Source organism: Paracoccus albus, from assembly GCF_027913035.1.
In the GTDB taxonomy this organism is placed as follows: Bacteria; Pseudomonadota; Alphaproteobacteria; order Rhodobacterales; family Rhodobacteraceae; genus Paracoccus; species Paracoccus albus.
Genome location: NZ_CP115775.1, coordinates 102,279 through 122,878, shown reverse-complemented (window position 1 = coordinate 122,878; position 20,600 = coordinate 102,279). Strand labels below are relative to the sequence as shown.

Here is a 20,600-nt window from a genome sequence, read left to right as displayed (position 1 = left end):
TCAGCGCAGCGGTTCCGTTCCGCCACCCATCTTGATCAGATCATCTATAATGGGGCGCGCTCGCGGACCTATGCGGTCGCAGGCACCGGGGTCTTCCAGCATACGGAAAGCCTGGCCGTAATATTTCTGATCGTAGGTTTCCGGGTCCATGCCCAGACCCTTGGCCAGCATATCGCCCGTGCCGACCAGCAAAGTCCATTCGCCGTCCGTGATATGATAATCGGGGCAGTTGGATGCGATGACATTCACCTGCGCGAGCGCCGCGATCAGCTTTTCCGCATCCTCATCCGAAATACCCTGAAGGTCGGGCAGCGGCACCATGACCTTGCCATCCGCCGCAGCCACGGCGCCGGTAAAAGGCATAGAAAGCACCGCAGCCAGAAATGCGGCGATGATTCGGGTCATTCCAAGGATCTCCGGGTTCTTCCGTGTGTCTGCCATGAGTCCTTATCCCACCCCGAATCGCAAGCCACTTCACCGTGAACTTGACCAAGTGTCACCGCAGCGCTACGCCTGCGGCGACACCGCAAACACGAGGGAAATCATGTCCGCTTATTCGCTTCTGATCCTGCCGGGCGACGGCATCGGCCCCGAGGTCATGACCGAAGTCCGCAAGGTCATCGACTGGTTCCAGGTCAACCGCGGCATGACATTCGATGTCAGCGAAGATCTCGTCGGCGGTTGCGCCTATGACAAGCACGGTGTGCCGCTGGCCGATGAGACGATGGCAAAGGCACAGGAAGTCGACGCTGTCCTGCTGGGCGCCGTGGGCGGGCCAAAATACGACAATCTCGATTTCAGCCTTAAACCCGAACGCGGCCTGCTGCGTCTGCGCAAGGAAATGGATCTTTATGCCAACCTGCGCCCCGCCCAATGCTTTGACGCACTTGCAGATTTTTCGTCCCTGAAGCGAGATATCGTCGCCGGTCTGGATATCCTGATCGTGCGCGAACTGACCTCGGGCGTCTATTTCGGCGAACCGCGCGGCATCCATGACGACAGCAATAGCCCCGATAACGAAGGTGGTCGCGTCGGCATCAATACGCAGCGCTACACCAGCGGCGAAATCCGTCGCGTCGCCCGCGCCGCTTTCGAACTGGCGCAGAAGCGCGGCAACAAGGTCTGCTCGATGGAGAAGGCCAATGTCATGGAATCCGGCATCCTCTGGCGTGAGGAGGTCCAGTGGGTCCACGACAACGAGTATCCGGACGTGGAGCTGTCGCATATGTATGCCGATGCGGGCGCCATGCAGCTGACCCGCGCACCGCGGCAGTTTGACGTCATCGTGACCGACAACCTGTTCGGCGACCTTCTGTCGGATCTGGCAGCCATGCTGACCGGATCGCTGGGGATGCTGCCCTCTGCCTCGCTTGGTGCGCCGATGAATAACGGCCGCCCGAAAGCACTGTATGAGCCTGTTCACGGCTCTGCTCCCGATATTGCAGGTCAGGGCAAAGCAAACCCGATTGCCTGTATCCTCAGCTTCGCGATGGCGCTGCGTTATTCCTTCAACGAAGGTCAGGCCGCTGACGATCTGGAAAAGGCGGTTGAAAAGGTGCTGGCCGATGGTGTCCGCACCGCCGATCTGATGGGCCCAGAGGGCGGCAAGCCGGTCTCGACATCGGAAATGGGCGACCTGATCGTCGCGGCGCTGTCGGGGCGCTGAGTGCCCGCACCGAGCAATCTGCGTGGCATCACCTATGCGTTGGCGTCGATGGGCGTCTTCGCAACGCATGATGTCATTATCAAGCTGCTCGGTGCACATTACCCGTCGCTCCAGGTCCTGTTCTTTTCCTCGCTGCTGTCCTTCCCGCTGGTCTCGCTTATCTTGCTGCAAGCTCGTACGCCGGGCACGCTAAGGCCAAACAGACCCGGCTGGGTCGCCGCACGCACCGGCCTTGCGATGACGGCCGGGATTTGCGGCTTCTTTGCATTCTCCATGCTGCCGCTCGCGCAGGTTTACGCGATCCTGTTTGCCTCGCCGCTGCTGATTACGCTGCTTTCTATTCCCATCCTTGGCGAACGCGTCGGCATCCATCGCTGGGCGGCCGTAGCGCTCGGTCTGTGCGGTGTCCTGATCGTTCTGCGCCCCGGATCAGGCGAATCTTTGTCAATCGGTCATCTCGCAGCCCTTCTTGCTGCCTTGTGCAGCGCCTCGGCCGCGGTGATCACGCGAAAGCTCGGCGGCAACGAACGTCCGCTGGTGCTGCTCATGTGGCCGATGCTGGGCAACCTGGTCCTGACAGGTGCCAGCCTGAGCCTTGCATATGCGCCCATGCAACTGTCGCATCTGGCAATGGCAGGAATGATCGCAGTGCTCGGATTGTGCGGCGGCTTCCTGTCCATTCTCGCCTACCGTGCGGGAGAGGCCGCAATCGTCGCGCCGATGCAATATTCGCAGATCATCTGGGCGACAATCTATGGTTGGTTCATCTTTGGCGAGGGCCTGGACAGACCAACCATCATAGGTGCCGGTGTGATTATCACATCGGGCCTGTACATCGTTTGGCGAGAGAGCAGTCGCGGCAGCGACACAATCCGCCCGGTGATCGTTTCCCGTTTGCGCGTTGATACCGTCACCACACCCAAGGCGACATTGCTGAACAGGATCCTCACCGGCCGCAGCAATTCACGGCACTGACAGCTGAATTCCCGAGCAATCCCCCTTGCATTCCCACGCGGGTCGCGCTACCTGCCCCTCCTACGGTCGGAGCGTAGCGCAGCCTGGTAGCGCACCTGCTTCGGGAGCAGGGGGTCGGAGGTTCGAATCCTCTCGCTCCGACCAATTTCCCGATATTGTAGGTCACAGCACCGCATTTCCAAATCGGGAAAATTTACCTTTGATTTCATTGGGTAATTTCTGATTCTGCCCCACCATCCTTTTTCCGGATTCCACAATCCGTTTTCCGTCCCGAGAAACTTCGCTACTGCCCGCCAAGCACTGACCCGTGCTGAAGCAGGCCCGACTCGAAGTCTGGGAAGGCGATCCAGAGCGTGCTTCACAATACAGTCGCCGATTTATCCCGACGAGAATGGAAATCGCAGCCTCAATCGGAAGTAAACGGCGATTAAGCCCGACTACCGGCTCAACCCGCCGCTCACGCTCGGCACATCGCCTGCCGCAAAGCCGTAATGGCGCAGCCAGCGAAGGTCGCTGTCGAAAAAGGCGCGCAGGTCGGGGATACCGTATTTCAGCATGGCGAGCCGGTCGATGCCCATGCCAAAGGCAAAGCCCTGCCATTCGGTCGGGTCGACGCCTGCGGCCTCCAGCACCTTGGGGTGAACCATGCCAGAGCCGAGGATCTCCATCCATGAATCGCCTGCGCCGATCTGCAGTTTGCCGCCTTCCCATGAGCAGCGGATATCGACCTCTGCCGAAGGCTCCGTGAAGGGGAAATGGCTGGCGCGGAAGCGCAGTTCGACATTGTCCACTTCGAAGAACGCGCGGCAGAACTCTTCAAGGGTCCATTTCAGGTTGGCCATCGAAATATCGCGGCCAATCGCCAGCCCTTCGACCTGATGGAACATCGGTGCGTGGGTCTGGTCCATGTCCATACGATACACGCGACCGGGTGCGATCACGCGGATTGGGGCGCCCTGTTCCTGCATGGCACGGATCTGGACGGGCGAGGTATGGGTGCGCAGCACATGCGGCGGGCGGTCGTCGCCCTCGGCTCGATGCATGAAGAAGGTGTCGTGTTCTTGCCGGGCAGGATGTTCAGGCGCGATGTTCAGCGCGTCAAAGTTGAACCAGTCGCTTTCGATCTGCGGACCTTCGGCAACGGAAAAACCCATATCGGCGAAGATTGCGGTGACTTCTTCCGTCACCTGACTGACGGGATGAATCGTGCCGGCAGGGCGCGGACGGCCCGGCAGCGTGACGTCCAGCCATTCATCGCGCAGGCGGGCATTCAGCGCCTCATCCTCTAGCTGGGTTTTCTTGGCGCGCAGGGCGGTGTCGATCTCATCGCGCAGACGGTTGAGCGCGGCGCCCGTGGTCTGACGCTCCTCCGGGGTCATCTTGCCCAGCTCGCGCATCTTCAGGCTGATCTCTCCCTTCTTGCCAAGCGCGGCCAGGCGGACCTCCTCCAGCGTATTGGTATCGGAGGCATCGGCCACTCGGGCCAGATAGGTGGAGCGAAGTGTGTCGAGATCGTTCATCGGCGTCATCCTGCGTTATCCGCGCGGCTTAGCACGGGAATGACAGGGGGAAAAGTGGCAGGCGCGCCTAGCCACGCGCTGCGGACAAGGCTTCTGGCAGCATGGCGGCAAAGGCGGTCAGTTCATCCTCTGGCCCGCAGGACACGCGGATGCAGCGATCCATCGGCGCGACACCCGGCATCCGGACGAAGATGCCAGAACGGTCCAGCCCGCTCAGCACCGCGCGCGCGAATTCGCCATCACGCCCGCAATCAATCGCAACGAAGTTGGTGGCCGAGGGCAATGCCGTCAGACCATTATCCTGCGCGATTTCCGTGATGCGTTGGCGCGCGGCGACCACTTTCGCCTGAACACCAGACAGCCAGTCCTTATCCGCCAGTGCCGCGAGCGCACCAGCCTGCGCAATCCGGTTAACACCAAAATGGTTTCGGATGCGGTCGAAGCCCGCGATCAGCTCCGTCGCACCGATCGCATAGCCGATCCTTGCGCCGGCAAGCCCATACGCCTTTGAAAATGTGCGCATCCGGATGACACGCGGATCGGCAGGGTCAATGCGCGGTATGGCAGAGGGCGGGGCGAATTCGGCATAAGCCTCATCCAGAACCAGCAAAGCATCATCCGGCAGACGGTTCAGCATCTCCTCGATCACCGCACCGTCGTGCCAGCTTCCCATCGGGTTATCCGGGTTGGCGAGATAGATCAGCCGTGCGCCTGTTTCTGTGGCGCGGGTCAGCAATGCCTCCGGGTCCTCGCAATCATCGCGATAGGGCACCTTGTGAAGAACCCCGCCAAAGCCCGCCACGTGATAGTTGAATGTCGGATATGCGCCGTCTGATGTGACCACGGCGTCACCCGGCCCGACGATCAGGCGGACCAACAAGCCCAACAGGCCATCTATCCCTTCGCCGACCATGATATGATCCGGCGATATGCCGTGATGCGCCGCCAGAGCCTGACGTAGGTCGTAGCTGTCCGCATCGCCGTATTTCCACGACTCAGCCGCGGCCTTTGCCATCGCCTCGACGGCGAGCGGCGACGGGCCGAAGCCATTTTCATTGGCACCAAGCCGCGCCACATAGGCCGAACCACGACGCCGCTCCAGCGTTTCGGGCCCGGTAAAGGGAACGCTTGCGGGCAGCGATTCAGGAATCGGGGCAAAGCGCATCACTGCCCCCCTTGCCCGAGGACCGAGTCAACCGCGTCCCTCAGCCCTGCACGGGCGTTGTCGACGCCGCCGATCAACGAAACGACGGCGTCAGGGGCCTGCCCGGTCTGAACCCAGCCTGCGCCCGCGACATAGGCCAGCAGCAAAGCCGCAGCGACCGACAGCCCGCGTATCAGCCCAGAGCGATAGCCCGATCTGGATGGCGGCTGCGGTGCGGTGGCCTCACGCTCCCGCTCCTGTACTATCGGAGGGGGCGCGAGTTGTGCGGTTTGAATGGTTCCGGCCAGCTTCTCTGCATCGGGAAGGCCGGGCGTCACGCGTCGCCGGGGCAAGGACGTGCCAGCCGCAGGCTTCGTCTCTGGCGTCGCAACATTCGCCGACGCAGCGGCTACGGGGGTGACGACAGGACTTGCGGGCGCCTCGCTTTCAGCTGAAACCCTTTCAACTGGCTCGGTATCCGACACATCATGGCTGAAGGCAGGCGCAACGGACTCCGGCTCCTTATGCTTCTTTGTTGTAGACACTGGATCCGGCTGGGTCACGGTGGTTGCTGGCCAGTCGGGGGATGGATCGGCTGCGACCTCTTTGCCTGGGTTGGGGGCAGCCTCATCGCTGGCGACCGATTTTTCCTCGGTAACGTGGGCCGGCTTCGCCGCGGCTGGCTCGTCGTTGGTCGCGCCAACTTTCGCCTGTTTGCGCGCGCCAAGCTCTCTTGCTGTTTCCTCGCGCAGAATGGACAGGACGTCATCGGGCAAAGGACGCTGCAGGATGGGCGCATCTCCCAGATCCGGCGCCTCTGTCTGCCGACCCTTTGCAGCGGCAAGCAGATCACCAGACAGACCACGCGGCGTGGCAGAGCGGATTCTCGCCGGTTCTTGTGTGGCGACCGCTGCTGGCTGAATCGCAGGCGGCTCTTCTTTCGGCTCAGCCAACGGTGCCTGCAGCCACACATGGCCACAGGCCGAACATTCGACCTCTCGCCCCTCCTCAGGGATCATTGTACGGTCAATCTCGTACTGTGCGTTGCATTTCGGGCAAATCAGACGCATGGGTCGTCCTGTCAAAAGCTGCGCCGTTTCTGGCAATCCTTCGCGGGCTGTTCTATCAACGCAACGCCCGGCTTCCAAGCGCCGCGCAGCATGAATGCCATGGAGGCCGATTTGATCGAGATGCAGGACGTGACCTTCGGCTATCGCGAAGGCGGAGCGCTTTTATCGGGCATGACACTCAGCCTGCCCGCCGGGTCATTCCATTTCCTGACCGGACCCTCTGGCTCTGGCAAGACGAGTTTTCTGCGGCTGTGTTATGCCGATCTGCTGCCAAGCTCTGGCCAGCTGAATGCATTCGGCCATGACGTCGGCAGCCTGTCGCGCGACGGTATCGCAATGCTGCGCCGCAAGATTGGCGTGCTGCATCAGGATGCGCAGTTTCTTGACCACCTGCCCGTGGCCGAAAACGTCGCAATGCCGCTGACGATGGCGGGCCAGCCCATCGACATGAAGGCGCTGAAGGAATTGCTGGGCTGGGTCGCGATGAGCAGCCACGCCCGAGCGTTGCCGCCCTCTCTGTCGGGTGGTGAAAGGCAGCGTGCCGCACTTGCCCGTGCCGTCATCATGTCACCCGATTTCGTGTTGGCTGATGAACCGACGGGCAATCTTGACTGGGAAATGTCACTGCGCCTTCTGCAGTTGCTGGTAGAGTTGAACCGCTCTGGCAAAACGATCCTCATCGCCACCCATGACATGGACCTGATCCGCGCCGCGCGTCAGATGGATGTGCAGGCGCGGGTGCTGCGGATTTCAGGCAAACGTGTGCAACTGGCGGGGGCGGACCTATGAAGCGCGATCTTCGCAATGTGGACTGGCGCAGCCTTTGGCGCGGCCTGATCGGACGCGATGGCAGTGTGGCTGGCCGGATCGTGCCTTCGACCGGCTTCACAGCGCAGCTGACGCTGCTGACGGCGGGTGCAATGGCCTTTCTGGCCGTATTCGCACTGGCGCTCAGCCTCGCAACCGGTCGGCTGGCCGAGCGTTGGTCGTCATCGCTGGCGCAAACGGTGACGGTGCGCGTCGCGGCTCCGCTGGACGAGATCGAGGGTGAGACCGCGAAAGTCATGGCGATACTGGATCAGACACCGGGAATTGCGGATGCCCGGATGCTGCCAGAGGAAGAGATAGAGGATCTTCTGACCCCGTGGTTCGGGCCCGATGTCCCGGTCGAGGCTCTGCCCGTTCCCCGTCTTGTGGAAATTCGCGAAGATGGTGACGAATTCGACGCCGATAGCCTGCGATTGCGGCTGGAGGCAGAGGTCCCCGGCGCTGTTCTGGACGACCATACCCGCTGGCGCCAACCGCTGGTGACGGCAGCGAACCGGCTGAAAATGCTGGGCGTGATTTCTTTGGGACTGATCGGCGCTGCGGGAACGGCCATGATGATCCTTGCCGCCCAGTCATCGCTGGCGGCAAATGGTCAGGTCATCCGCGTGTTGCGCCTGATCGGCGCAAGAGATGTTACGATTGCCCAGGCCTTCGTCCGGCGTTTCACGCGAAGGGCGGCAACCGGCGCATTGGCAGGAACGCTGATCGGCATGATCGCGATTGCGCTTCTGCCTGACATGACAGAGGCGGGCGGATTTCTGACTGGTCTGGGCTTTCAGGGCTGGGGGTGGCTTTGGCCAATGCTGATCCCGCTGATAGCAGCCGCAGTCGGCTTTTTCGCAACGCGTTGGGCCGCGCTTCGTATGCTGAAGGCAGTTCCATGAAGGGGCCGCTGCTGAAGCCGGGAGAGGGCCTCAGCCTGTCGCCCAAGCCCGGCAGGAGCGGATTCTTCAGCTATCTGAGAACGATCAGCTATTACATCCACATTGCGCTTGCGACTGTCGTGTTGGGGCTTTGGGGCCTGCTGACACAGCTGCGCAAGGGACTTCATGGGGCGAATCATGTCGCATCGGTCTGGGTGTCCTACATCCTGCGCGCCGCCCGCTGGCATATGGGCGTCGCGGTCGAGGTCCGCGGCACCCCGCCCCGCGCCGGTGAGGATGTGCTGATTGCCGCAAAGCATCAAAGCTTTCTTGACATCCTTGCCATTGCCTGCGCGGCCGAGCGGCGGGCCTTTGTCATGAAACGCGAAATCATGCGTGTGCCGATCATGGGTTGGTATGCGCGCGAGGTCGGTTCCATTCCGATCGACCGCAGCAAGGGCCGCGACGCAATGGGCCAGATCGTCAGTGCTGCTCGGTCGCGCATGGCTACGGATGACGGGCTTGGCCACCTGATTATCTACCCCGAAGGGACCCGGACCCGGCCGGGTGAACACCGTCCCTACAAACATGGCGTCGGGACCATTCATCTTGAAACCGGGCTTCCGGTCTATCCAGTCGCCGTGAATTGCGGGCTGTTCTGGCCCAAACGCGGGATACCTGTCGCATCAGGCCGTGCTGTCATCGAATTTCTGCCTACGATGAAGGCAGAACCTGGCGAAACGCGCGATAGTTTCATTCGCAGATTGCAGGACACAATAGAAACCCGAAGTGACGCACTGATGACAGAAGCAGGCTTTCGAGGCAAAACCTGATCTTTCTGCCTATAATGTTGACGAGACATAACTATTTCGTCATATCGCAATAGGCACTAGGATGTGTTCGAATAATTAACGGGAAGCGCTCAAGGTTTCTACGTCTGGAGGGACGAGTTTGATGTTTAAAAAAATGACCCTGATCGGTGCGGCGGTTGTGGCACTTTCTGCATGTGCGATCACGCCGGAACAGTTTGAATCCACCCCGGTTCTCGCGCAGTCGCCAGCAGGTCCGGTGACATGCCAGATCTACACGCATGAGCAGGTGACCTGGGACCGTTCAATCGGCCGGCCCGACAGCGTATCTGTAGAGGCTGCTGACAGCTTGTGCCGTCAGGAAGGCCATCGGATCATGCAGGGCGGTACGCCGAACTATGCCCCGACGACAACCGTAATGGCCACCGAAGCACCTCTCTGAGCGTCGCTTCTGCGTGACACCTCACGAAGTGCCGCATTTCTTTGCGGCACTTCGATTCGTTCTGACTTATTCGGCCGCCACAGCGGATGACGGCACATAGTTCAGGATTGGTGCAAGCCAGCGTTCGGCCTCGGCAAGTTCGATTCCCTTGCGCTTGGCATAATCCGCAACCTGATCCGCCTCAACTTTGGCGACACCAAAGTAATAAGCGCCGGGATGGCCGATATAGATCCCGGACACCGACGACCCCGGCCACATTGCCATCGACTCCGTCAGCTCAACGCCCGTCGCCTCTGTTGCCTTCAAAAGCTCGAACAGTGTGACTTTCTCGGTATGATCGGGCTGCGCCGGATAGCCGGGCGCCGGACGAATGCCGTCATAACCTTCTGCAATCAGATCTTCGTTCGACAGATCTTCAGTGGCGGCATAGCCCCAATGGTCGCGGCGAACCCTTTGATGGATCAGTTCAGCAAGGGCTTCCGCGAACCGATCAGAAAGGGCCTGCACCATGATCGCCGAATAATCGTCACCGGCATCCTTGAACCGCGCGGAAAATTCGTGATCCTGCGGGCCAGAAGTGACCACGAAACCGCCGACATAATCCGGCTGACCTTCGGGCGCCACGAAATCCGCCAGTGCTACATTCGGACGGCCTTCCCGCTTTTCAAGCTGCTGGCGCAGGGTGTGGAATGTGGCAAGTGTTTCGCTGCGGCCTTCATCCGTGAACAGGCGAATGTCATCGCCGACCCGGTTCGCGGGCCAGAAGCCGATCACGGCACGCGGCGTAAACCATTTCTTTTCGATGATCTCTGCCAGCATCTTCTTCGCATCGGCAAACAGCGCCCGCGCCGCCTCGCCCTGCTTTTCATCATCGAGAATGCGCGGATAAACGCCCTTCATTTCCCATGTCTGGAAGAAAGGCGTCCAGTCGATATAGCGGGCGATTTCCGCCAGATCGAAATCCTCGATCACGCGGGGCCCGAAAAACTTCGGCGCGGTTGCCTGCCAGTTGTCGAAATCGACCTTCACGGCATTGTCACGCGCTTCCTGCAACGGCAGGCGGCGCTTGTTGCGGTCGCCGCGATTATATTTCTCGGCCACGTCTTCATATTCGCTACGGATATTCGCCACATAGGCGGGCTTCTGATCCGACAGCAAAGAGGACACGACCCCGACCGCGCGGCTGGCATCGGTGACATAGACCGTCTGCCCCTTGTGATAGCGCGGGTTGATCTTCACCGCCGTATGCACGCGGCTGGTGGTCGCGCCACCGATCAACAGGGGAATGTCGAAACCTTCGCGCTCCATCTCGGACGCGACATGGACCATTTCGTCCAGCGAGGGCGTGATCAGCCCCGACAGCCCGATCACATCGACCTTTTCCGCCTTCGCGACCTCCAGAATCTTGGTCGCGGGGACCATGACGCCCAGATCGATGATCTCGTAATTATTACAGGCGAGCACGACGCCGACGATGTTCTTGCCGATGTCATGCACATCGCCCTTGACCGTCGCCATCAGGATCTTGCCATTGGTATTCGCCTCGCCCGACGCGGCCTTTTCGGCCTCCATATAGGGCAGCAGATAAGCCACGGCCTGTTTCATCACGCGGGCCGATTTCACCACCTGCGGCAGGAACATCTTGCCGGCCCCGAACAGGTCGCCCACGACATTCATCCCGGCCATAAGCGGGCCTTCGATGACATGCAGCGGGCGCTCGGCTTGTGCGCGGGCTTCCTCGGTATCGCCTTCGATGAATTCGGTGATGCCGTTCACGAGCGCATGTTCCAGCCGCTTCTCGACGGGCCATTCGCGCCAGGACATATCCTTTTCGCGCGTCTTGGCCCCGCCCTCGCCGCGATATTTCTCGGCGATCTCCAGCATCCGTTCGGTCGAATCGCTGCGGCGGTTCAGCACCACATCTTCGCAGGCCTCGCGCAGGTCGGCGTCGATCTGGTCATAAACGGCCAGCTGCCCCGCGTTGACGATACCCATATCCATGCCCGCCTGAATGGCGTGGTACAGGAAGACCGCATGCATCGCTTCGCGCACCGGTTCATTGCCGCGGAAGCTGAAAGACAGGTTCGAGACCCCGCCCGAGATATGCACATGTGGCAGGGTCTGAGTGATGCGGCGCGTGGCATTGATGAAATCGACGCCGTAGTTGTCGTGTTCCTCGATCCCGGTCGCCACGGCGAAGATATTCGGATCGAAGATGATGTCCTCGGGCGGAAAACCGACCTCCTGCGTCAGCAGCTCATAAGCGCGGGTGCAGATTTCGACCTTGCGGTTTTCGGTATCCGCCTGCCCGGTTTCGTCGAAAGCCATGACGACCACCGCCGCACCATAGGCGCGGCACAGGCGGGCGTGTTGCAGGAATGCCTCCTCGCCCTCTTTCAGGGAAATCGAGTTCACGACCGGCTTGCCCTGAATGCATTTCAGCCCGGCCTCGATCACCTCCCATTTCGATGAATCGACCATGATCGGCACGCGGGCAATGTCCGGCTCGGACGCGATGAGATTCAGGTAATCGACCATCGCCTTTTCGCTGTCGATCAGGCCTTCATCCATATTGATGTCGATAATCTGGGCACCGTTTTCGACCTGATCACGGGCCACATCCAAAGCAGCGGCCAGGTCGCCATTCGTGATCAGCTTGCGGAACCGGGCAGAGCCGGTGACGTTCGTCCGCTCCCCCACATTCACGAATGGGATATCGTCGGTCTTGGTAAACGGCTCCAGCCCCGAAAGGCGCGGGGCGGGGGCGATCTCGGGGATCTCGCGCGGCGGCATATCGGCCACGGCGCGGGCGATGGCGCGGATGTGCTCCGGCGTCGAGCCGCAGCAGCCGCCGACGATATTGACCAGCCCTTCCCGCGCGAAATCGGCCACCTGCGCGGCCATCTGATCGGGCGTTTCGTCGTAGGCCCCCATCTCATTCGGCAGACCGGCATTGGGATAGGCGCAGACAAGCGTGTCCGCCACGTCCGAAATTTCCGCCAGATGCGGGCGCATCGCCTCGGCTCCCAAGGCGCAGTTCAGACCCACGGTCAGGGGCTGGGCGTGGCGGATGGAATGCCAGAAGGCCGTGGGTGTCTGACCCGAAAGCGTGCGGCCCGACAGATCGGTGATCGTACCGGATATCATCACCGGCAGGCGCAGGTTCTTTTCCTTGAACACCTCTTCGCAGGCGAAAACAGCGGCCTTGGCGTTCAGCGTGTCAAAGATCGTCTCGATCAGGATCAGATCCGCGCCACCATCCATCAATCCACGGATCTGTTCGGCATAGGCGGTCGCAAGTTCATCGAACGTAACTGCCCGGAAGCCGGGGTTATTCACATCCGGACTGATAGAGGCCGTGCGGTTCGTCGGGCCAAGCGCTCCGGCTACGAAACGCGGGCGCCCGTCTTCAGCCGTGGCCCGGTCAAGCGCGGCACGCGCCAGCCTCGCGCCGGAAACGTTCAGATCATAGACCTTGTCCTCCAACCCGTAATCCGCCTGCGCGATAGTGGTCGAAGAAAAGGTGTTCGTCTCCACAATATCCGCGCCCGCCATCGCGTAGCGGTAGTGGATTTCTTCGATCGCGTCGGGGCGGGTCAGGTTCAGAAGGTCGTTATTGCCCTTCTGCGGGTGATCCGAATGGATGTGGCAGGCACAGCCCGCGCCGTGGCCGGTATAATCATCCTCGGACAGGCCCAGATCCTGAATCTGCGTCCCCATCGCCCCGTCAAGGATCAGGATGCGACCCTGTGCAAGCTTGCGAAGCTGGGCAAATACATCAGAGCGGGGAAGTTCGGCCACGAGGTCACCTGTCAGGATTAGAATACGCGCTTCTAGCAGTTGACGGGTTGGCCGGCAAATTCATGATGTGCATTTTTAAAATGAGTGCCGTTCATACTCCACGACCGTCGGATAGGACCGCTGATTTGATTTTCGAAGTATAGAAACATGATTTCTCCTGTAATGGACCGCTTTCGATGCAAAAGTGGCCTGTGCCCAATCAGCAACCGGCACAGGAGGGTTAGCGGATAGGAGGGAACGCCCGTTTCAGGTATTGCCTTCATCAAGCGCGCGAAGATCGAAATGGCGCGCTTAGGCGGCACCCGCAGCAATATGTGGACGCGATCGCTCGACAGAACCCTGCGGAGGATGTCGACATTATTTCGACGGCCAGACGATGTAAAAGCCGTGATAGAAAACGCAATGTTTGTCGGCCGCGTGTTGAATGATCTTATGCTTCAAGCCGAAGCAGATCGAAGTATTTTCTCCGCAGCGTGGGCAGGAAAGAAGACGCATCAGGGTCAGAATCAATCGCTTTTCGCCGTGACGCCTGACACCTCGCCCATCAAGTCGCAGGATTATATCCGCGTCATAGTCGCGCTACGGGTGCGATATCATGCGCTGCCAAACGGGTCGGGGTCATAGCCCACCCCCGTCAGCGAAAGCCCCTGGGGCGGACAAACCGGCCCGCAAGCCGCCCGGTCGCGCGCCTTCAACGCCGCCTTGACGCGGCTCGGCTCCCACGCGCCGGCGCCGACGCGTTCCAGCGTGCCAACGATGCTACGCACCTGATTATGAAGGAAACTTCTGGCGCGCAGGTGAAAGCGCACCTCCTGCCCGGCGGGGTAGTCGAGTGCCTCAATCCGTATCTCATCCAGCGTTTTCACCGGAGAGGCGGATTGACACATCGTGCTGCGAAAGGTGGTAAAGTCATGCCGCCCTACTAGATGCTGTCCCGCCACCCGCATCGCTTCTACATCAAGCGGTTTCAGCACCTGCCAAACCCAACCGCGATCCGCCACGATCGGCGCCCGCCGTGCCACCAGCCGAAACGTATATCGCCGCTCCAACGCCGAAAACCGGGCGTGAAAATCGTCCTCAACCGGGACAACAGCCGTCACCGCAACGGGATCGGGTTTGAGGTGCCAGTTCAGCGCCTCGCCCAGGCGAAATACCTGCCACTCCTTCACCAGGTCGGCGTGGAAGACCTGCCCAGAGGCATGGACACCGGCGTCCGTGCGCCCCGCCGCCGCGATCCGCGCGCCTTGGGCAAAGCCCGGATCGAGCCTGCCCAAAGCCGCCTCTATCGCGCCCTGAACGCTTGGTTGCCCGGCCTGAGCCTGCCAGCCAGAGAACGGTGCGCCGTCATATTCCACCCGAAACGCATAGCGCGGCATCAGTCGGTCTTCCGCCCCGACTTCACGGTTTCACGAATAAGATCAGTCAATTCCACGCCGCGCCGATCTTCCAGGGCGGCACGCTCGGTCTCTGCTGGGCGCACGCCCTCGCGCGCAAGACGGTCGCGGAGAACCTGCATCTCGATGTCGAAATCCGTACGTCCGCCTTCGATCAGGGATCGTGTCCGCGCGGCGAAATTGCCTTCGAGATCGGTCAGAAGGGCCTCGTAATCCTCACGCGCTTTCTGGTCTCTGGTATGAGCATAAAGATCGGAAAATTTCACCGTCGCGTCGCGCGCGCCCATCAGGTAGACGCCGAGATAGCGACGCGCGGCGGCGAGATCGCCGGGGTCTTCCTCGACCCGGCGGAACAGTTCGCGCGCGGTCTCGGCGAAGACCTGAACGCGCGCTTCAAGCCGCCTGTCGCCAGTGCGACGGATCGCGTCGAGCATTCCGGCAAGATAATCCTCGCCCTCTGCCACGAAGCGGGCGACGCGGTCCTGCTGGAACTGATCGACGCCCTCCATTCCCTTGTCACGCATCGGGTCCGGGCCGAAGGAAAGGTAATGCAGTCCAAGGCCCGCGACACCGATCAGCGCGGCGCCTGCGGCTGCATCCGGGGCGTAGGCACCAACGGCAAGCCCAAGCCCGGTTAAGACACCACCGAACAGCTTGCGTGGCCAGGCCGGTCGCCGGGCGACCCGCCGGGCATTATAGGCGGCCTCTGCCTGCAGGCCTTCGCGTGTCAGCAAAGAGCCGAGCGCCACGACACCGAAACCAGCGAGGTTCGTGACCAACCCCAAAGGCTCTTGCCAGAAGGCAGTGATCAAAAAAGGGATCGCGGCAATCGTGATCCATTTGACCCGCGATTCCAGCGGGTGAACCGGCTCTCCCTTGGGTTGCGGCATGTCCTGCGCGCCGGGGGAAAAGCGTCCGCCAAAGCGTTTGGCCATCTCGACCTCCTACGCTGCGCCGGCCAGCGACGCGTAAAGCGTCAGCAGGAACAGCAGGTAGAATGACAGCCTTTGTGTGGCCTTGCGGGACATCGTTCACTCCGTTTTCGGGTCAATGATCAGATGGGCCGGGGGTTCCGGGATTGCAACAGCAGGTTTGATTACCAAGGCTGCTTGAATGAGTTTCCTTTTAGCGTGACAAGTCACGACAAGTAACGTTAACGCCTTACGTCGCAAAGATACATGCCGGACGAGGCAGAGTAAGCGGCGCAAGGGGAGGAGGCAGGCATGTCAAAAAAATCTGAGACACTTATGCTTTGCCTGACAGTCATTCTGGGCATGTCGCCATGGTTCGCGACAGGTGCCGCAATCTTTGATATAGCCAGAGACCGCGGTATTCCGGGCAGCCTTCATGCGCTGTTGTCATCAGCGGTGCAGGCTGGGTTCGTCGTGGGTGCACTTGGCGTTGCAGTGACCGGGATCGCGGATCGTCTGGACCCGCGCAAGGTGCTGGCTGCGGCGGCACTGATGAACGGGTTGCTGACGTTTGGCCTGCTGGTGTTCATGCCGGGCACGCCGGTTTCGGTGTTGCTTCGCTTTCTGGCGGGGGTCGGGTTTGCGGGGATTTATCCGGTCGGGATGAAAATCATGATCGGCTGGGGGCGCACAGATCGCGGCTACCTGGTCGGCCTGCTGGTCGGTGCGCTGACGCTTGGTTCCGCTATGCCGCATCTGGTGACATTGCTGGGTGGGCTGAACTGGCGTGTGGTGATTGTCTTTGCCGGTACCGCCTCTGTTCTCGCCTCGGTTCTGGCTTTGCGGCTGCAGCTTGGCCCGTATCATGCGCGTGCGCTTAGCTTTGATTTTCGGGCGATCCGGCTGATCTGGACGGACCGGCCGATCCGCGCGGCGACGGGCGGCTATCTTGGTCATATGTGGGAGCTTTATGCCCTGTGGACATGGATCGGCGTGGCGGCGGCGACAAGCTATGCGCAGAGATTGCCGCCAAAACCAACCGAAAACCTCTCTGCGCTGACGGCATTTGCGGCAATCGCGCTTGGCGCGTGTTTCTGCGTTCCGGCGGGGGAACTGGCGGATCGGTTTGGCAAGGCGCGTATTGCGGCTGGCACGATGTGGTTGTCGGGGCTGGCTGGCGTCGCCAGTGCGGCGGCCTTCGGCGGGCCTGTCTGGTTGATGTTTGCGCTGCTGCTGTTCTGGGGCGCGACGATCATCCCGGACAGTGCGCAGTTTTCCGCCCTGATCGCCGATAATGCGCCGCCCGATCTGGCGGGCAGCCTCATGGCGCTGCAGACGGCACTTGGCTTCACGCTGACCATTTTCACGGTGCAGCTTACACCCGTCGTTGCGGGAGAGATTGGGTGGCGCCTGACGCTTCTGCTGCTGGCGCTTGGGCCGGCCTTTGGTATCCGGTCGCTGCGAACGGTCTGGCGCTAGAAGCTGCGCGTGCGGCGGTCGAACACTTTCTGGCCCATCATGGAACCAACCAGGTCGACCATCAGCTTTGCCGTGCGGCCGCGATCATCCAGAAACGGATTCAACTCTACCAGATCCAACGACGTCACGAGCCCGGATTCATGCAGGATCTCGCAGACGAGATGCGCCTCGCGGAAGGTCGTGCCGCCCGGTACCGTCGTGCCGACGGCAGGTGCGATGGCGGGGTCGAGGAAATCGACGTCCAGTGAAACATGCAGCAAACCGTTGGCGGCGCGAACGCGCTCAAGGAACTCGCGAAGGGGCGCAACAATGCCTCGCTCATCCAGCACGCGCATATCGTTCACGGTGATCTCGGTTTCCTGCAGCATGGCGTGCTCCGCCGGGTCGACGCTGCGGATGCCGAACATGCAGATATTTTCTGCCGGGACGGGGGCGGGGAAAGGCGGGAAAGGTGCAAAACCGTCACGGCCCGAGGCATAGGCCATCGGGGTGCCATGCAGATTGCCGGAAGTCGTGGTCTCGGGCGTATGAAAATCGCTGTGCGCGTCCAGCCAGATCACGAACAGCGGACGCTCTGCCGCCTTTGCATGGGCAGCGACGCCTGCAACCGTGCCCAGTGCCAGCGAATGATCGCCGCCCATGAAGATCGGCACACCATCGGGCATGGCAACCTGCGCCGAAGCAGACAGCGCCTTGGTCCATGCAACAACCTCTGGCAAGTGATGGATTGCGCTGTTTTCGTGTGTTTCCTCACCCAGGGGGCCGCGCTGCACATCGCCGCGATCCTCTACCGTGTGGCCAAGCGATTCCAGCACCTTGCCCAGCCCTGCGACACGATAGGCAGATGGCCCCATCATGCAGCCGGGAACGCGCTGCCCCTCGTCCACCGGTGCGCCGATCAGGATGCAATGTGTCATGGGATTCCCCTGTCAGTTTCGTGAGTTAAATAGCTGAGCCAGCCGCTTCATGCCAGTGCCTGCCAGCCTAAACCAGTCTGCCAAGCGCCGAGAGGATCAGCGACAAACCCGACATGAACAACAGGCCAAGCGCGACCTTGCGGATCGTCGCGGTCTGAACCGGTGGCGGAAAGCGACGGGCGAGCCATGTGCCGAATACAACCGCAGGCGCAGCGACGACAGCGCCGATCAGCAGCGACCGCGTGATCCCGCCGCCAGCGATCACGAGGCCGGTGCGAAGGATCTGGGTCAGCAGGAAGGTCGCGACCAGTGTTACCCGCACGGATGCCAGATTCATGGGCTGGCGATAGAGGTGCCAGATAACGGGTGGTCCGGTCGTGGCAAAAAGCCCGCCCATCGTGCCCCCCGCCAGACCTGCCAGACAAAATGTGGAGGGCCGAGAGCGTGTTTTGCGCAGGGCGGGCCGCGCTGCCAGTTGCGCCGCAGAGCCGGCGATCACCAGACCCAACAGGAGCTGCAACAGGCCCAACGCCGTCCCCGCCAGCCAGTGCAGCAGAAAATAGCCCAACACGAGTGCCGGAAAAGCGCCCGCAAGGATCAGCCTCAGCGCCGGGCGATCCACATCACGCCAGCCCCGAGACAGCACCAGCACCGCGTTGACCATCACCAGCAGAGAGGTAATCGCGGCCGCCTGTGGAACGGGCATAAGCCCAAGCGCGCCCGTCACCCCCATAAGGATCAACCCGAGCGCGAAGCCGGTCAGTGTCTGCACCCACGCCGCAAGGGCCGCGACGGCACAGAAGATCAGAATTTTGGGCTCAAAGGGCATGACCGGCCAAGGCAGATTGCGGCGCGGCAGAAAATTCCGCCGCAAGGACAGGTCCGACTAGACGCGGCGCTCTTGCCGATGTCCAGATCAGTCGTTCATCTGCTTTGTCTCGATCAGGCGCGCGCTCCCTTAAAGCGCTCTGCCCAATCGTCGCGCTGATCGTCCGTGATTTTGGCGAACAGGTTATCGGGTACCGTGAAAGCATGGCCGGGCGGCAGGGCATTCAGCGCTGCGTCGACATCGTCGGGCCAGTCCGTGCCGCTTTTCATGGCCTCACGCAGGGTGGCTGTGGTGAATGGGATGAAGGGGGCGGAAAGGTTGGCGTAAAGCGCAATCAGGTTCAGGCCAAGGCGAACCTGCATTGCAGCCTTTTCCGGGTCTTCCTTGAAAGTCGCCCAGGGCGCGGCCGCCTGAAGATATTCGTTCCCCAGCACCCAGATCGCGCGGAGTTCACCGGCAGCTTTGCGGATCTCCATCTTGTCCATAAGGCTTTCATAGGCGCGGATGCGGGTGGTCAGCGCTTGCGCCAACTCACGCTCTGCCTCGCCCCACTCGCCGCCTTCGGGGACGGCCTCTCCGAATTTAGAGCGGCAGAATTTCGTGATCCGGCTGGCAAAATTGCCAAGCACATCGGCAAGGTCCTTGTTCACCGATTGCTGGAAATTCTCCCAGGTGAACTCGCTGTCGCCGGATTCGGGCGCGTGGGACAGAAGCCACCAACGCCAGTAGTCGGCAGGCAGCAACTCAAGCGCGTCATCCATGAACACGCCACGCCCCTGAGAGGTGCTGAACTGTCCGCCATCATAGGTCAGGTAGTTGAACGACTTGATATAGTCGACCAGCTTCCACGGCTCGTCCGAGCCCATGATCGTTGTCGGAAACCCAAGCGTGTGGAAAGGCACGTTATCCTTGCCCATGAACTGGGTGTAGGTCACATCATCCGCACCCTTGTCGGTCCGCCACCAGCGTTCCCAATCGCCGCCATTCGCATCGGCCCATTCTGCCGTTGCGCCGATATATTCGATGGGCGCGTCGAACCAGACGTAAAAAACCTTGCCCTCCATCCCCGGCCAGGGCGCGTCGCCCTTTTGCACCGGCACGCCCCAGTCGAGGTCACGCGTGATGCCGCGATCCTGAAGCCCGTCACCGTCGAACAGCCATTTCTTCGCGATCGAGGTCGTCAGAACGGGCCAATCCGCCTTGCTGTCGATCCATTCCGCGATCTTGTCACGCATAGCGGACTGGCGAAGGAACAGGTGCTTAGTCTCGCGCACTTCCAGATTGGTGCTGCCCGAAATCGCGCTGCGCGGATCAATCAGATCGGTTGGGTCAAGCTGCTTGGTGCAGTTTTCGCACTGGTCGCCGCGTGCTTTTTCATAGCCGCAATTTGGGCAGGTGCCCTCGATATAGCGATCGGGCAGGAAGCGGCCGTCGTCGATGGAATAGACCTGCTTCTCGTTCACCTCGCGGATAAGGCCCTCTTCGTCGAGGCGGCCGGCGAAATGTTGCGTCAGTTTTCGGTTCTGCTCGCTGGAAGAGCGGCCATAGTGATCGAAGGACAACCCGAACCCATCGGCCAGCTTCGACTGCTCGGCATGCATCCGGCGGCAATATTCGGCCACAGGTTCACCGGTCTTGGCGGCGGCAAGCTCTGCCGGGGTGCCATGTTCGTCGGTGGCACAGATAAACATCACCTCATGACCGCGCCCGCGCAGATATCGGGCGAACAGGTCGGCGGGCAGCTGAGAGCCGACAAGATTGCCCAGATGTTTGATCCCGTTGATATACGGCAGGGCGGATGTGATGAGGTGGCGTGCCATTAAGCTTTCCCGGTACTTTTGCGGGTATTTAACCTTTGGTTGCAGCCTTGGAAAGGCCTGCGCGGTAACGAGAATTTTGATGGGTTGTATAAGTAGACAATAGACCACTGCCTTCGTTTGCGGCATAATTGA

The 20,600-nt window shown here is 61.0% G+C and carries 17 protein-coding genes and 1 tRNA gene; 8 read left to right on the top strand and 10 right to left on the bottom strand.

Translation table 11 applies throughout. The annotated features are described in order from the left end of the window. Nucleotides 1-405, bottom strand: coding sequence for a hypothetical protein (locus tag PAF20_RS00585; protein ID WP_271071825.1), 405 nt, complete (start codon nt 403-405; stop codon nt 1-3). 139 nt (nt 406-544) lie between these two features. On the opposite strand from PAF20_RS00585, the gene leuB reads away from it, so the two are divergent. From leuB to PAF20_RS00570, 3 genes are all read left to right on the top strand, one after another. Then, nucleotides 545-1,666 (top strand): 3-isopropylmalate dehydrogenase, encoded by a 1,122-nt coding sequence (gene leuB / locus PAF20_RS00580; protein WP_271071824.1) that lies wholly within the window; start codon nt 545-547, stop codon nt 1,664-1,666. After that, complete coding sequence (locus tag PAF20_RS00575) at nt 1,667-2,641, top strand: DMT family transporter (RefSeq protein ID WP_271071823.1); 975 nt, start codon at nt 1,667-1,669, stop codon at nt 2,639-2,641. It abuts the gene before it with no gap. 67 nt (nt 2,642-2,708) lie between these two features. After that, nucleotides 2,709-2,785: transfer RNA gene (locus PAF20_RS00570), tRNA-Pro, on the top strand. A gap of 293 nt (nt 2,786-3,078) precedes the next feature. Here the strand turns inward: PAF20_RS00570 and pheS are convergent. The 3 genes from pheS to PAF20_RS00555 form a co-directional block, all read right to left on the bottom strand. Beyond that, on the bottom strand, nt 3,079-4,161 hold the full coding sequence (pheS, locus tag PAF20_RS00565; RefSeq protein ID WP_271071822.1) for a phenylalanine--tRNA ligase subunit alpha: 1,083 nt from the start codon (nt 4,159-4,161) through the stop codon (nt 3,079-3,081). A 67-nt stretch (nt 4,162-4,228) separates the two neighbouring features. Continuing rightward, nucleotides 4,229-5,326 (bottom strand): pyridoxal phosphate-dependent aminotransferase, encoded by a 1,098-nt coding sequence (locus PAF20_RS00560; RefSeq protein WP_271071821.1) that lies wholly within the window; start codon nt 5,324-5,326, stop codon nt 4,229-4,231. Continuing rightward, nucleotides 5,326-6,375 (bottom strand): zinc-ribbon domain-containing protein, encoded by a 1,050-nt coding sequence (locus PAF20_RS00555; RefSeq protein ID WP_271071820.1) that lies wholly within the window; start codon nt 6,373-6,375, stop codon nt 5,326-5,328. The genes PAF20_RS00560 and PAF20_RS00555 overlap by 1 nt, the downstream gene beginning before the upstream one ends. A 111-nt stretch (nt 6,376-6,486) precedes the next feature. Between PAF20_RS00555 and PAF20_RS00550 the strand changes: the two genes are divergently transcribed. The 4 genes from PAF20_RS00550 to PAF20_RS00535 all read left to right on the top strand — a co-directional run bounded on the left by PAF20_RS00550 (nt 6,487) and on the right by PAF20_RS00535 (nt 9,317). Further along, the gene (locus tag PAF20_RS00550; protein ID WP_271073221.1) at nt 6,487-7,164 is read left to right on the top strand and encodes a cell division ATP-binding protein FtsE; all 678 of its coding nucleotides are present in this window, start codon (nt 6,487-6,489) and stop codon (nt 7,162-7,164) included. After that, a complete protein-coding gene (locus PAF20_RS00545; protein WP_271071819.1) occupies nt 7,161-8,087 on the top strand; it encodes a cell division protein FtsX in 927 nt (308 codons plus the stop codon). The genes PAF20_RS00550 and PAF20_RS00545 overlap by 4 nt, the downstream gene beginning before the upstream one ends. Then, nucleotides 8,084-8,899: a lysophospholipid acyltransferase family protein gene (locus tag PAF20_RS00540; RefSeq protein ID WP_271071818.1), complete on the top strand. Its 816-nt coding sequence runs from the start codon at nt 8,084-8,086 to the stop codon at nt 8,897-8,899. The genes PAF20_RS00545 and PAF20_RS00540 overlap by 4 nt, the downstream gene beginning before the upstream one ends. 121 nt (nt 8,900-9,020) lie before the next feature. Beyond that, complete coding sequence (locus PAF20_RS00535) at nt 9,021-9,317, top strand: hypothetical protein (RefSeq protein ID WP_271071817.1); 297 nt, start codon at nt 9,021-9,023, stop codon at nt 9,315-9,317. Nucleotides 9,318-9,383: 66 nt separating this feature from the next. Here the strand turns inward: PAF20_RS00535 and metH are convergent, their stop codons facing one another. The 3 genes from metH to PAF20_RS00520 form a co-directional block, all read right to left on the bottom strand. After that, nucleotides 9,384-13,118: a methionine synthase gene (metH, locus tag PAF20_RS00530; protein WP_271071816.1), complete on the bottom strand. Its 3,735-nt coding sequence runs from the start codon at nt 13,116-13,118 to the stop codon at nt 9,384-9,386. 593 nt (nt 13,119-13,711) lie between these two features. Then, on the bottom strand, nt 13,712-14,494 hold the full coding sequence (gene truA / locus PAF20_RS00525; protein ID WP_271071815.1) for a tRNA pseudouridine(38-40) synthase TruA: 783 nt from the start codon (nt 14,492-14,494) through the stop codon (nt 13,712-13,714). Then, nucleotides 14,494-15,447, bottom strand: coding sequence for a 5-bromo-4-chloroindolyl phosphate hydrolysis family protein (locus tag PAF20_RS00520; RefSeq protein WP_271071814.1), 954 nt, complete (start codon nt 15,445-15,447; stop codon nt 14,494-14,496). Before PAF20_RS00520 ends, truA begins: the two co-directional genes overlap by 1 nt. A 288-nt stretch (nt 15,448-15,735) precedes the next feature. Between PAF20_RS00520 and PAF20_RS00515 the strand changes: the two genes are divergently transcribed. Beyond that, nucleotides 15,736-16,902, top strand: coding sequence for an MFS transporter (locus tag PAF20_RS00515; RefSeq protein ID WP_271071813.1), 1,167 nt, complete (start codon nt 15,736-15,738; stop codon nt 16,900-16,902). On the opposite strand, the gene rocF is transcribed toward PAF20_RS00515, so the two are convergent. The 3 genes from rocF to metG form a co-directional block, all read right to left on the bottom strand. Continuing rightward, entirely contained in the window at nt 16,899-17,819 is a 921-nt protein-coding gene (gene rocF / locus PAF20_RS00510) for an arginase (RefSeq protein ID WP_271071812.1), read from the bottom strand. The genes PAF20_RS00515 and rocF overlap by 4 nt on opposite strands. A 67-nt stretch (nt 17,820-17,886) precedes the next feature. Then, the gene (locus tag PAF20_RS00505) at nt 17,887-18,693 is read right to left on the bottom strand and encodes a sulfite exporter TauE/SafE family protein (protein WP_271071811.1); all 807 of its coding nucleotides are present in this window, start codon (nt 18,691-18,693) and stop codon (nt 17,887-17,889) included. 68 nt (nt 18,694-18,761) lie between these two features. Beyond that, nucleotides 18,762-20,468, bottom strand: a complete 1,707-nt coding sequence (gene metG, locus PAF20_RS00500; RefSeq protein ID WP_271071810.1) for a methionine--tRNA ligase — start codon at nt 20,466-20,468, stop codon at nt 18,762-18,764. Between the last annotated feature and the right edge of the window lie 132 nt (nt 20,469-20,600).